The sequence below is a fragment of the Desulfovibrio gilichinskyi genome (assembly GCF_900177375.1).
Taxonomy (GTDB): Bacteria; Desulfobacterota; Desulfovibrionia; order Desulfovibrionales; family Desulfovibrionaceae; genus Maridesulfovibrio; species Maridesulfovibrio gilichinskyi.
Window position 1 is genome coordinate 87,544 of record NZ_FWZU01000003.1, and the last position, 13,131, is coordinate 100,674.

Below are 13,131 nucleotides of genomic sequence, written 5' to 3' on the forward strand. Positions count from 1 at the left end.
ATATCTTCAAATTACTTTGCGAGCAGGCTTCTCCCCGTATTTAACGGGGAGAAGCATTTTAAGCTTGTATACAGGGAAGGAAAATGGTCAATTTTTTCATCGACAGGCCTATTTTTTCATCGGTAATATCCATCATCATCACTTTGGTCGGGCTTTTGAGTATTTTTACTCTCCCAATCGCTCAGTATCCCGAGATTGCACCGCCGAGTGTTCAGATTTCAACCGTTTACAACGGCGCAAGTGCTGATGTTGTTGAGCAGACTGTCGCCGCTCCGATTGAAGAGCAGGTCAACGGTGCGCAGGATATGCTGTATATGAACTCCATCAGTTCCAATGATGGACGGCTTGTCCTTAATGTTACCTTTGAGCTCGGGCGTGACCTTGAACTGGCAACCGTCGATGTACAAAACAGAGTCAGCCTTGCAACTCCGCAGTTGCCTGCCGATGTTACGAAGTCAGGTGTCAGTGTAAAGAAGCAGTCTTCCAGCATGCTTTGCGTTGTCAGTCTGATGTCACCAAAGGGAACGTATGACGCCCTTTTCCTGAATAACTATGCTAAAATAAATCTTTTTGACGCAATTTCCAGAATTCCAGGAGTCGGAACGGTCAACCTTTTCGGTGATATGGATTACGGTATGCGTATCTGGCTCAATCCTGATAAAATGGCCCGTTTGGCAATCACTTCAAATGACATTGTGAGTGCTGTGCAGGGGCAGAACCTGCAGGCTCCTGCAGGACAGGTCGGTCAGCCTCCGGCCGCGGCAAATCAGCAGTTTCAGATGACTGTCCGTGTTAAGGGCCGCCTTAGCGAGCCGGAAGAATTCGGGAATATAATCATCAAGGCTAATCCTGACGGCAGTACCGTTAAAATCAGAGATATTGCACGGGTTGAGATGGGATCTAAGTCGTATACTGCGTTCGGGAGGCAGGGCGGTATTCCTAATGCTATGCTTTTGGTTTATCAGCTTCCGGGTGCAAATGCGCTTGATATTGTTAAACAGATCCGCAGTACAATGAAAGAAATGTCTGAGACATTTCCGAGCGATATTGTTTATGACATCCCGTACGATACCACTTTATTTGTTACAGCCTCAATCGGTGAGGTTATGAGCACTCTTTACGAAGCTATGTTCCTGGTTTTTATTGTTGTGTTCATCTTTCTCCAAAATATCAGAGCTACTATTGTTCCTATGATTGCGGTGCCTGTTTCTCTCGTAGGAACTTTTGCCTTTTTTCAGGTTCTCGGCTTTTCCATCAACACGCTGACACTTTTCGGGATGGTTCTGGCTATCGGAATTGTTGTTGATGATGCTATCGTTGTTGTAGAGGCAGTTCAGAAGAAGATTGATGAAGAGGGAATGGATTCAAAAACAGCAGCAAAAGCGGCGATGAAGGAAGTTTCAGGTCCGATTGTCGCAACAACTATTGTTCTTATTGCTGTGTTTGTTCCGGTTGCCTTCATGGGTGGTATAACAGGGCAGCTGTATAAACAGTTTGCTCTGACTCTTGCTGTTTCGGTAGCGATTTCATCCATAAATGCACTGACTTTTTCTCCATCAATGGCAGCTCTTTTACTTCGGCCGCAAACAGAAGCCCGTGGCCCGCTGGGATGGTTCTTTAAATTTTTCAACAAGTATTTTAATAAAATAACGGCTGGTTATACATTCGGTGTCCGGTTGATGATCCGGAAGGCATTTGTAGCTTTTTCAATTTTTGCAATTATTCTCGGCAGTGCTTTGTTTCTCTTCGGTACTGTGCCGACAGGGTTTGTTCCGGACGAAGATCAGGGATATTTTATGATCAATGTTCAGTTGCCGGAAGGAGCTTCTCTGGAGCGGTCAGACGGAGCTGTTAAGGAAGTTGAGGAGATTCTTAAAAATGAACCTGGAGTCAAAGACTACTTCGCTCTGGGTGGTTTTAACCTGATTACTTCGGCTTACTCTTCCTACACTTCAACGGTTTTCGCCATACTTGAGCCTTGGGATGCACGTAAAGATCCGTCCCTGAGTGTGGGGTCGATAATGCAGAAAACTCAGCAGAAATTTAGAGGGATTCAGGACGCTATAGTTTACAATTTCAATCCTCCGCCTATCAACGGAATCGGTTCAACCGGCGGTTTGCAATTTGAACTTCAGGATAGATCAGGCGGGACAGTTGATGAACTTGCTCAGGCCGCGCAGGATTTCGTAGCTCAGGCGACTAAACGTCCGGAAATTGCAAGTCTGTTTTCATCTTTCAGTGCAAAAGTTCCTCAGTTATTTGTTGACGTAGACAGGGATAAAGTAAGCAAACTTGGAGTTCCTCTTAATGAAGTATTCAGTGCTCTACAAACCTTCCTTGGTGGGTATTATATTAATGATTTCAACAAATACGGCAGAACTTACCGCGTTATGGCTCAGGCTGATTCGGAGTTCAGGACAAGTCCAGATGATGTCTCCAGATTCTACGTGCGTGGAAGTACGGGCCAGATGGTTCCGCTTTCTACGCTGATCACGCAGAAAACAATCAAAGGTCCTGAATATATACGGCGCTACAATCTTTACAGAGCTATTGAAATATCTGCAGCAACTGCGCCGGGATACAGTACCGGGCAGACAATTGCTGCAATGGAAGAGGTTGCCAGTGATACTCTTCCGAGAGGTTATGGTTATGACTGGACCAATATCGCCTATCAGGAAAAGAGATCCGGCGGCGAAGTCGTAATAATTTTTGCTCTGGCAGTTCTCATGGTATTCCTTGTCCTTGCCGCGCAGTATGAAAGCTGGATTATTCCGCTTGCTGTCGTCTTTGCCGTCCCGCTCGGCGTGTTCGGGGCCATAGCAGGGCAGTGGATTCGTGGTCTTGATAATAACGTATATGCGCAGATCGGCTTAATTATGCTGGTCGGGCTGGCGGCAAAGAATGCGATTCTGATTGTTGAATTTGCCAAAGATAAATACGAAGACGGTATGTCCGCTGTGGACGCTGCCGCTGAGGCTGCACATATAAGATTTCGTCCGATTCTGATGACTTCTTTCGCCTTTATTCTTGGAGTTATTCCTTTGGTTATTGCAACAGGAGCCGGCTCTGCTAGCAGGCATGCACTTGGAACATCTGTTTTTGCAGGTATGCTTGCCGCGACAGTTTTTGGAGTTCTCTTTGTTCCGTTATTTTATGCACAGCTGGTCAAGTTTATTGAGAGGAATAAATCCAAAAAAGAGAAGAAATCTTCGCCTGAAAAGGAAATAGAGAGTGATAATACTGAAAATTAGAAGTATGGTTGAGCTTTCAGGCTTGATTCTTTTCAATCAGATTTGATTGGGTCAGCTTAAATTGAAATAGAAAAAACCTTCATGCAGCCGAAGTTGCATGAAGGTTTTTTTGTGGGCAAAAAGAAATGGATTTAGCGTGGGCATCTGGTCTTCGCGAAAATAAAAAAGTAACTCCATGCTGTACATGTCATTCCTATGAATGCACCGAATATTACGTCGGAAGGGTAATGCTTACCTACAACAACTCTGCTGATTGCGACCAAAACAGCCGCGATTATTGGAATGTACCGTTTTTTAGGTAAAAGAAGAGCTATGGCAGAGGTTAAGGAGAAAGCCCGCAGTGTGTGCCCTGACGGGAAAGAATTTTTTAGATATTCAGTTGAAAACCAAGTGAACCCGTAAGAGCCGTCTTTAAAGAAGAGTGGCGGACGACAGCGGCCGAAGAACCATTTCAATTCATCACCGATAAGCATTGCACTTCCTGTAGCAAGAGCTATAAAAAGTAAGCTTCTGGACCTCATACTTTGTCCATTAACTACAGTGTCGTATACTCCGCTTAAAAGAGTGAAAAACGCGATTGTCTGTACAACCTGTTCTGAAACCAGATCACTTATCACCTTGCAGACAGTAACTAGAAAAGTGTTTTGAAGTTTGTGGGCTGCCTTAGCAATAGGCAGATCAATAAACTGAAACAACAGCACAATCATGAATATTGTTAATATGCCTGTGAATAGTGTCCATTTACCAAGTTTATCTGAATCCCGAAACATAGCCGTTCCTCCTGCCTGTTCAAGATGAATGAGTACAGCATAGCGTAATAATTGCAGTGAAAAGTATATCTTTAATGTTATTCCATGCGGGCAAAGCGGAGAGTTCTTCCGTTACCCTCTAGAAAAAGTAATCCGTTTTCTGGGCAGTTTTAGATCCGGCGCAACTTGTAATGATAAGTGACAGGCTAAGAATTGTCAGGCAGCTTTGAATAATTTTAAGAGTTGCAGGGGTGATGATTTTATTTGTCATTTTTCAGATCCTCCGTGCAAATCATATAATCTGAAAATGATATTTACGATATGAGAAATATTTTGAAGAGTGATGAATAACTATTTAGAGCTTAAACCGCAAAGCATGTGGCCAAGTATTAAGCCGCATTTATCTTCGCAGGAAGAATAGTATTGCTTGTGCTGTTTGGTGCCGGATCGATTTTCTCTGCCGTAATAAAATTCAGCTATGCCGCGCGGGGTCAGGTTGTTTTTGATAGCAAAGCTTAACAGCTTTGGTGCACAGCAGTCGCCTGTTCCTGTCGGAATTCCTTTATCAGAAGGGGCAACTTCAGGCAGAATTTTAGTCTCTTCGCTGAAACTGGGAATGCGATATATGGCGTGTATCTTTTGCATCAAGTCGCGAGACATTTGTTTTCGGTTAAGGGATAGTTTTTTGTACTCTTCTGAGCCTGCGGGGAAAAGTTCCATTTCTTTGCCGATTCGCTTAATCTCGCGCTCAGTCGTAGTAGTAAGAGTGTCAAATTCTGCAGGATCAATTATGGGGGCTACCCATCCGGCGACTTCCCATCTGCTGTTATATTGGCCTGAGAACCCATAAGCGGCTCCGGTTTTACCCTGACGGTCAGTGTAAGTCATTACGCCGAACATCTGCCCTCTGGCATCTCCGAAAAGATAATCAGTTGATAGATCTGGATCGGCTTTATCGGTAGGGACTGAAAAGTCTATGCGTTTTTCCAGATCAAGCTTTTGCATGAGCTCTGCGCAAAGTTCAACAGCTCCGGCAGAGCCTAACTTGTGAACGGTGTTGCAGCGTCTGCAGAATCCTGAACAGGTAATCTCTGCAAGTTGAGTCAGTTTTGTGTTGCCCATATTTTTCCGGTTTCGCCGTCATAAAAGGAAAAAGGGGACGCGCTTTAGCACATCCCCTTTAGATTTCTATTTTCAGAAGCTGCATAGTACGGCTCTGTAATACGGTTACGTATGACTGCTAGGAAACAGCACCTTTAAAGGTCACAGAAACAACAGCATATTCTATTTTTCCGCGAGGAGCGTTGACCAGAACTTCGTCGCCCTCTTCTTTGCCAAGTAGAGCTTTTCCTACAGGGGATTCAATAGAAATTATTCCCTTTTTGAAATCGCTTTCATCAGGGCCCATGATTGTATATATTTTTTTATCGCCTGTTTCAATATCTTCAAGTTCTACAGTTGCTCCAAAAATGATTTTGGAACCTCCAAGTGTAGACAGATCAATAATATTAAAATGTGGGATGCGGGATTCAATATAATTAATTTTAGCTTCCATCATTCCCTGACGCTCACGCGCAGCATGGTAGCCCCCGTTTTCCTTAAGGTCGCCTTCTTCGCGAGCTTCACTGATTGCTTTGATTACGGCTGGACGTTCTCTTTTAAGAGCATCCAGTTCTTTTTTAATCTTCGCAAATCCTTCTGTTGAAATGGGTATCGTGCTCATTTCATAAACCTCAAATTTTGCATCGGTGGTGTCAATAAAAATGCAGCCACTACCGGAGTGATTTCCGGAAGAAAAGCTGCTTAGTACGGCGCAACATTCAGTTGCTGAAAGTCTTTGATAGAACATCCACGGTCTTGGGTCAAGAATCTTTTAATATATATCTGGTGGTGAGCCGCATATGTTTTTTGAAATAATCAGTATAATAAATAGTTACCAAGACGATGTTATTCTTTAAATATCTTTAAAGCGGAAAGGTTAGTTTGATTATAATATATATAATTGTAAAGCTTATCAAATTTAAGTGCTGTGTTTTTTTGAAATAATTCTGCTTTGAATAAACTTGGCAAACTTAGTGATTATGAAGTATACATTTTGCGAAGATTGATCCGAGCAAACTGGTTTAAATTCTTCCGGCGAGTAAGGAGTGCGGTGAATAATTTTTTGTTTTTTCAACTTGAATCTAGGAATCACGATGCATCTTTGTCCATGGTGGCTTGCGTATACATTTGATAACTCATTGCGACGTATGCTCGATCCTGTGGATGAGGCTTTGTCCGCGTGGGTAAAGCCGGGGATGACCGTATTGGATTTCGGTTGTGGGTTCGGGCACTACTCAATAGGCATGGCAAAGCTTGTCGGAAAAAACGGAAAAGTTGTTGCCGTTGATCTTCAGGATAAGATGCTGGAAATGATGATGAAGAGAGCTGTGAAAGAAGGTGTTGCGGATATTATCATTCCTCATAAATGCGGCCCTTTGAAAATAGGTTATAAAGGCAAAGTTGATTTTGTAGTCTCCGGGCATGTTTTACACGAAACTACGGATCTGAAAGGATCACTTCGGGAAATTTTCTCTCTGCTTAAACCTAAAGGCGTTTTTTATTTTACTGAGCCTAGAATGCACGTTAGTGATAAATTTTTCCATGACGAACTGGATGCTGCTGGTAAAATCGGTTTTTCAGTCACAAAACTCCCGACGGTGCTGCTTGCAAACAGGGCATATCTTACCAAGTGATCTTTGTTTAAATCACAAAACTCATGTCTGAGAATACTTTTTCTTCGTCATATAATGATGGATATTTTTCAGATATTTGATCCATTGTTTCAAAAAAAGCATCCCATCCTGTAACTTCCGCTTCTTTTTTCTTATTCACGAATAGTTTGAAAGTCAGTCCTCTAGGGCACTTGGTCATGTTCAGTTCAAGAACTCCTGCCGGTGTGGACTCAAGCCAGACCGCGGACCACGATTTTCTATCCCCTTCCGTTTTTTTATATTTTTCAAAGTAAGCCTCAAAAATCCTTTCAATTTCATTACGGTGCATAGTTGTTCTCACTTTAAATAGAAGTTGAATAATAGTGATTAATTTTACTTTATACTTATCAGTTACTGTCAGGCAAGTATGATCTGGTAAAGTTCTATTTTTTGCAAAATTGTACTATTAGACGTTTTTGTTAGGTGCTTGTTGACAAAAATGTTTCAAAATATATGGTTTTTGAAGGGTAGCTTGAAATCAAGGTTAAGTATAAAACTTTTAAAGATGGTAAAAAACACAATTTTAGTCCATGTAATCAGTATGATACGATGCATTTAGCTATGTAATGCCTTATGACAATTATGGTTAATTTGACAGTTTATACCATTTATTGTGGTGTATATACCATGCTTTGCGAAAGGTAATTAATGCCGATATATTTAGTTTTAAATGGTGTTATTTGAGGTTTTATTACGTTAAAACAGTAGGATATGTAGGTTCGAAAAGCGTAAAAATAATGGCGTAGGTTGGTTGAGATAATACAAAAGAATGAGCTGTTTTAGGAATTTAAACCAAAAAAAAATTCATTTTCGTATTTTTGTTTGCCAAAATTGTTTTCTTCTGTCAGGCTGATCTTCCAGAATTACTCTAATCTGCAATAAAAAGGACGTTTCATACTGTTTTAGATCAATTTTCCGAGTGCCGAAACGCTTCAGTACTGATCTTGAGAAATGAAAGAACTAAAATGTAAAGGTCGCATTGTCGCTTGGTTACAAGCGTTGATTTTAGTGATTAGAGTCGGGGCGGCTGAGTTAATAAAATTTCAAGCAACATTTTCTGTAGCCTCGTAAAAGATATTTAGAATTGAAGTGGTAATAGAAACCAGATTGTAAGCATCTTTAGGTAACTGCAAGAATGTGGAACAATATAAACATGGAGTGAGCTGACAATATGTGCCGTTTATTTGCGCTTACAAGTCGCGACCCAATTTCACCCATGCGTGCTATTGATGCTCTGAATGTAATGAAAGAAGGGCACGATGGTTCCGGTGTGGGGCTATATTTGAATGGACTCAGCGGTCCGTTTGAAGAGTTGAAGGATTGTCCGATTCTATCGGGTATTTTTACAGAGGCCGGCCTTCGCCAGCTGGAACAGTATGTAGCGGATAAAGGACTTAAATCTAAATTCAGTATCCTTTACACCCCGCATACTCCACCGCCTGCCGGTACTCCTGTCCGCGGAACTTATGCCGCTATTGCTTACAGTGTCCCCAGAGAGTGGGAAGACCTGGCAGAAGCAGAGAGAGGAAACCGTCTGGTTCAAATGCGTCTGGATCTTAAGATGCTTGGCGAGAAAACCGGCGATATGATGGTATTTTCCTTCTGGCCTGATACTATAGTTATCAAAGAAGTCGGTGATCCTCTTGAAATAGGCGAATATCTTCAGCTTGACCGTAATAAAGATATTTATGCCCGCAGAATTCTTGCTCAGGGTAGACAAAATACAAACTATGCGATCAATCTTTACGCATGTCATCCCTTCTTTATAGAGGGTGTTGCGTCTATGACTAATGGTGAAAACACCGCTTTTCTTCCTATCAAAGAATATCTTCAGTCCAGAAATATTACCGGATACAGCGGATACCAGTCAGATTCTGAAGTTTTCACACATATCGCACATTACACTACTAAAAAACTCGGCCTTGATATCAGGGCATACAAACACATCATTACCCCGCTAAGTGATAGCGAACTGGCCGATCATCCTGACAGAGCGTTTTTAACTGACCTCAAAAGGACATGCCGTAAGCTTATCATTGACGGTCCTAACTGTGTCATAGGCTGCCTTCCCGGCGGTCAGATGTTTATGACTCAGGATCGTAAGAAATTCCGCCCCGGTATTGTCGGCGGAAAAGACGGCATCTTTGGTTTTTCTTCTGAAGTTTGCGGACTTAACGCCGCTATTCCTGATCGTGATAAATCCAAAGATTTTCAACCAATGCATCTTGATACAGTTATCGTCGGACCCGACTGCAAGGAGATTATCCAATGCTCTCAGACAGACCAATTACCCCGTCAACTTTAGGCGTAAAGGATTTGCCATGGCAAATCGAGTGGGACAAAGACCTATGCACTCAGTGCGGTCGCTGTACCTCGGTCTGCCCGGTAAATGCTATAGAACTGGGCGTTTTCCGCAAGCGCAATATTATAACTCCCATAGGCCTTAAAACAAAGGCGACTAACGAGTACTCCGTTTTTTATGGAATCAGGCAGAGAACCGATCCTGCTTACGGATGTATCGGTTGCTCAATGTGCAACATGGTCTGTCCGAATAATGCGATCAAGCCGAATCGCGATGAAGGCTCTACCACTCTTAAATTTCATAATAACCGTGGTGGAAATCCCAGAACTCGCGGTGGACGCAGAAATTCCAGTGAAAGTTTACTGGATCAGATCAAATTTATCCGCATCTCCATGCTTACCGACCCTGCTCTTGATGCAGGAAGGCATGAATTTAATCTGACTACTTTACTCGGCAGGATTCAATCCCCCGAAGACGGTATGAAAACTCTTGCTGAAAACGGATGGAAGCCTCCTGTAAGAGAAATTTATCCGCTCGTTATCGGCGGCATGTCTTTCGGCGCACTTTCTCCTAATATGTGGGAAGGTTTGCAGATGGGTGTTGCATACCTTAACGAAGAACTCGGAATGCCTGTTCGCATCAGCACAGGAGAGGGCGGCTGTCCTCCACGTCTGCTGCGGTCCAGATTCCTCAAATATGTAATTTTGCAGATAGCCAGCGGTTATTTCGGATGGGATGAAATTATTCATGCTATTCCTGAAATGAAAGTCGACCCATGCGCTATTGAAATTAAATACGGTCAGGGAGCTAAGCCCGGTGACGGCGGTCTGCTCATGTGGCACAAGGTTAATAAGCTTATTGCCGCTATTCGCGGTGTGCCGCGCGGAATAAGTCTTCCAAGCCCTCCGACTCATCAGACACAGTACTCCATTGAAGAGTCTGTCGCCAAAATGATTCAGTCCATGAGTATGGCTTGGGGATTCAGGGTTCCTGTATATCCGAAGATTTCAGCATCTTCCACTTCACTTGCTGTTCTGAACAACCTGACTCGTAATCCGTATGCGGCAGGACTTGCCATTGACGGTGAAGACGGCGGAACCGGCGCTGCGTACAATGTTTCTATGAATCACATGGGACATCCTATCGCAAGTAATCTGCGTGACTGTTACAACGCACTGGTTCAGAGCGGAAAACAGAATGAATTACCGCTTATCGCCGGTGGCGGTATCGGTAAATCCGGAAACCTTGCTGCCAATGCTGCGGCCCTGATTATGCTCGGCGCAAGTATGGTTCAGATCGGTAAATATGTCATGCAGGCCGGAGCTGGTTGCCTCGGTTCTGAAAAAGACCGCTGCAACGTCTGTAATATCGGGGTTTGTCCAAAGGGTATCACCTCGCAGGACCCACGCCTTTATCGTCGTCTTGATCCTGAAAAAGTTGCAGAGCGAGTTGTTGATTTCTATCTGAGCTTCGACACGGAACTCAAAAAGATTATTGCTCCTCTCGGACGTTCGACATCTCTGCCTATCGGCATGTCGGATGCCCTTGGAATCAGTGATCGTGATGCAGCCGAAAGACTCGGCATTAAGTACGTGGTTTAAAAAACCGAAGCTCATGATATACCGGAGATAAAAAATGGCTACAGAAACAGTATGCATAAACGGCGTTGAAGACGGTAAACGTCTTGAATCACGCATTCTTGAAGAGCTTATCCAAAAGAGTGTTCGTGAAGGTGCCCGCAAGCTTAAAATAGATGCCCTTGGTCAACATGGAATTGGTGGACGGCTGTGGATTTCCAAAGAAGAACCGATTGAAATCGACGTTGTAGGGTCTCCCGGTCAGCGCCTTGGTTCAAAAGGTTTCCCCGGAACAACCATTACTGTACACGGATCAGTTTCTGATGACGTTGGCTGGCTTAATGCCGGAGCCGAGATTATTGTCCTCGGTAACGGAACCAACGGTGCCTGTAATGCTATGGCGCAGGGTAAAGTCCTGATTGCCGGAAGCCTTGGCGCTCGCGCAATGACTATGACCAAGACCAACCCCAGATTTGAAGCCCCTGAACTTTGGGTGCTCGGATCAGTCGGTGACTACTTTGCTGAATTCATGGCCGGAGGAACCGCAGTAGTCTGTGGTTACGAAGGACAGAACTCACAGAATGTTTTAGGGTATCGACCTTGTGTCGGTATGGTCGGCGGGCGTATTTTTGTTCGCGGACCTAACGATGGTTTTTCTCAGTCAGATTCAATCCTAGAACCTATCCGCGATGCTGATTGGTCATGGCTGACTGAAAATCTTAAAGTGAATCTGGCTAGAATCGGGAGATCAGAAGTCTATGAAAAGTTGATCAACCGTTCTGACTGGCAACTTATCAGAGCCAAAACTCCTTTTGAAAAAACAGGAAAGGTTCGTCGTTCAATGACTGAGTTCCGTGCAAAAGTATGGGACGAAGAACTCGGACGCGGCGGCCTTATCGGTGATTTAACTGACCTTGATAGGTCGCCTATTGGCTTGGTTCCGTCCGGTAATTTAAGAAGATTTGTTCCTGTCTGGGAAAACAGTAAATACGCAGCACCTTGTCAGTCCAGCTGTCCTACCGGAATTCCTGTTCAGGAACGCTGGCAGTTGGTTCGTGACGGTCTTGTTGATGAAGCGGTTGATCTGGCTCTTGCGTACACTCCTTTTCCTGCAACAGTCTGCGGATATTTATGTCCGAATCTGTGTATGTCAGGATGTACCCGCGGTATAAAGAATCTTGCTTCTGTTGATATTACCAAGCTTGGACGCGAAGGCGTAAATAGCAAGGCTCCTAAATTGCCTCCGCTTTCCGGCAAAAAAGTAGCCATTATCGGCGGTGGGCCTGCCGGAATATCCATTGCATGGCAGATTCGCATGAAAGGTCACGAAGCTGTAATTTACGATATGGGCGAAACTCTCGGCGGTAAAATCGCTTCAGCCATTCCTTCAAGCCGTATCCCGAAGGAAGTTCTTGAAGCTGAACTCAAAAGAGCTGCGGAAGTTATTCCTCATGTCCATTTGCATAAAGAAATGGACGGAGATGATTTTGCGGAACTTAAGCAGGCAAATGATGCTGTCGTGCTCGCTATCGGTGCTCAGAAACCGCGCATGATTCCTATTCCCGGTCATGAAATGATTACTCCCGCACTGACTTTCCTTAAGGACGCAGTGAAGGGTACTGCCAAGGTCGGCAAAAAAGTAGTTATTATCGGAGCAGGTAACGTAGGTTGCGACGTTGCAACTGAATGCGGACGTCTCGGCGCAGAGTCCATTACTTTGATAGATATTCAGGAACCGGCTTCTTTCGGTAAAGAAAGAAAAGAAGCGGAAGCTTACGGCGCAAAGTTCAAATGGCCCTGCTTCACTCAGGAAGTAACTAAAGAAGGGGTGCTCCTCAAATCCGGTGAACTTCTTGAAGCTGATACCGTGCTTCTTTCAATCGGAGATACTCCTGACGTTGATTTCTTACCGGAAGAAATAGCTCTTGATCGCGGTCATGTGGTTGTTAATGACAACTACCAGACTACTGATCCTAAAGTTTACGCTATCGGTGATGCTGTTCGTCCAGGCCTGCTCACGCATGCTATCGGGCATGGTCGCAGAGCTGCGGAAGTCATTGACGAAATCTTCACAGGAAAACGTCCTGCACCTGCGGCTAAACAGGTCATCGACTATAGCAGGATGACTCTTGAATACTTTGATCCGCGTCTGACAGAATTTTCAGACATGCACCACTGTGCAAGTGAATGTTCATCTTGCGGATCATGCAGAGACTGCGGACTTTGCGAAACAGTCTGTCCTCAAGGTGCTATATCCAGAAAGGATTTAGGCGGTAAAAAGTATGAAATGGCGGTTAATCCTGATAAATGCATCGGCTGCGGTTTCTGCGGAAACGTATGTCCCTGCGGTATCTGGAACCTCATTGAAAACACTCCGCTTGGTTAGTTTTTAGTAAATAATTATTTAGAAGGGCCGTCGAATAATTCGGCGGCCCTTTTTTTGTTGCTAAAATATCTTATATTTCTGGAACTAATTGGGCTCGCTGGTTACAGTGTGTA

The 13,131-nt window shown here is 43.9% G+C and carries 10 protein-coding genes and 1 pseudogene; 5 read left to right on the forward strand and 6 right to left on the reverse strand.

All coding sequences use genetic code 11. The features are described from left to right. Positions 1 to 83 precede the first annotated feature (83 nt). Positions 84 to 3,251 (forward strand): efflux RND transporter permease subunit, encoded by a 3,168-nt coding sequence (locus B9N78_RS08865; RefSeq protein ID WP_085101438.1) that lies wholly within the window; start codon positions 84 to 86, stop codon positions 3,249 to 3,251. Here the strand turns inward: B9N78_RS08865 and B9N78_RS18560 are convergent. The 5 genes and pseudogenes from B9N78_RS18560 to greA form a co-directional block, all read right to left on the reverse strand. Continuing rightward, positions 3,234 to 3,287, reverse strand: a pseudogene (locus tag B9N78_RS18560) (hypothetical protein); the annotation flags it as partial. The gene B9N78_RS08865 and the pseudogene B9N78_RS18560 sit on opposite strands and share 18 nt — an antisense overlap. A 95-nt stretch (positions 3,288 to 3,382) precedes the next feature. Then, the gene (locus B9N78_RS08870; protein WP_085101440.1) at positions 3,383 to 4,021 is read right to left on the reverse strand and encodes a phosphatase PAP2 family protein; all 639 of its coding nucleotides are present in this window, start codon (positions 4,019 to 4,021) and stop codon (positions 3,383 to 3,385) included. A 118-nt stretch (positions 4,022 to 4,139) separates the two neighbouring features. Then, on the reverse strand, positions 4,140 to 4,271 hold the full coding sequence (locus B9N78_RS18450) for a hypothetical protein (protein WP_281248174.1): 132 nt from the start codon (positions 4,269 to 4,271) through the stop codon (positions 4,140 to 4,142). Positions 4,272 to 4,351: 80 nt separating this feature from the next. Further along, positions 4,352 to 5,122 carry a hypothetical protein gene (locus B9N78_RS08875; RefSeq protein ID WP_085101442.1) on the reverse strand — a complete coding sequence of 257 codons (771 nt, stop codon included), beginning with the start codon at positions 5,120 to 5,122 and terminating at the stop codon, positions 4,352 to 4,354. A 118-nt stretch (positions 5,123 to 5,240) separates the two neighbouring features. Further along, positions 5,241 to 5,723 carry a transcription elongation factor GreA gene (greA, locus tag B9N78_RS08880; RefSeq protein WP_085102333.1) on the reverse strand — a complete coding sequence of 161 codons (483 nt, stop codon included), beginning with the start codon at positions 5,721 to 5,723 and terminating at the stop codon, positions 5,241 to 5,243. Positions 5,724 to 6,195: 472 nt separating this feature from the next. Between greA and B9N78_RS08885 the strand changes: the two genes are divergently transcribed. Continuing rightward, entirely contained in the window at positions 6,196 to 6,735 is a 540-nt protein-coding gene (locus B9N78_RS08885) for a class I SAM-dependent methyltransferase (protein ID WP_085101444.1), read from the forward strand. 7 nt (positions 6,736 to 6,742) lie between these two features. On the opposite strand, the gene B9N78_RS08890 is transcribed toward B9N78_RS08885, so the two are convergent. After that, complete coding sequence (locus B9N78_RS08890) at positions 6,743 to 7,042, reverse strand: hypothetical protein (RefSeq protein WP_085101446.1); 300 nt, start codon at positions 7,040 to 7,042, stop codon at positions 6,743 to 6,745. 882 nt (positions 7,043 to 7,924) lie between these two features. On the opposite strand from B9N78_RS08890, the gene B9N78_RS08895 reads away from it, so the two are divergent. From B9N78_RS08895 to B9N78_RS08905, 3 genes are read left to right on the forward strand one after another with little or no spacing between them, the layout of a single operon-like run. After that, positions 7,925 to 9,058, forward strand: a complete 1,134-nt coding sequence (locus tag B9N78_RS08895; RefSeq protein WP_085101448.1) for a class II glutamine amidotransferase domain-containing protein — start codon at positions 7,925 to 7,927, stop codon at positions 9,056 to 9,058. Next, the gene (locus tag B9N78_RS08900) at positions 9,022 to 10,656 is read left to right on the forward strand and encodes a glutamate synthase-related protein (RefSeq protein WP_085101450.1); all 1,635 of its coding nucleotides are present in this window, start codon (positions 9,022 to 9,024) and stop codon (positions 10,654 to 10,656) included. The genes B9N78_RS08895 and B9N78_RS08900 overlap by 37 nt, the downstream gene beginning before the upstream one ends. A gap of 34 nt (positions 10,657 to 10,690) precedes the next feature. Then, the gene (locus B9N78_RS08905; protein WP_085101452.1) at positions 10,691 to 13,018 is read left to right on the forward strand and encodes an FAD-dependent oxidoreductase; all 2,328 of its coding nucleotides are present in this window, start codon (positions 10,691 to 10,693) and stop codon (positions 13,016 to 13,018) included. The last annotated feature ends 113 nt before the right edge of the window (positions 13,019 to 13,131 follow it).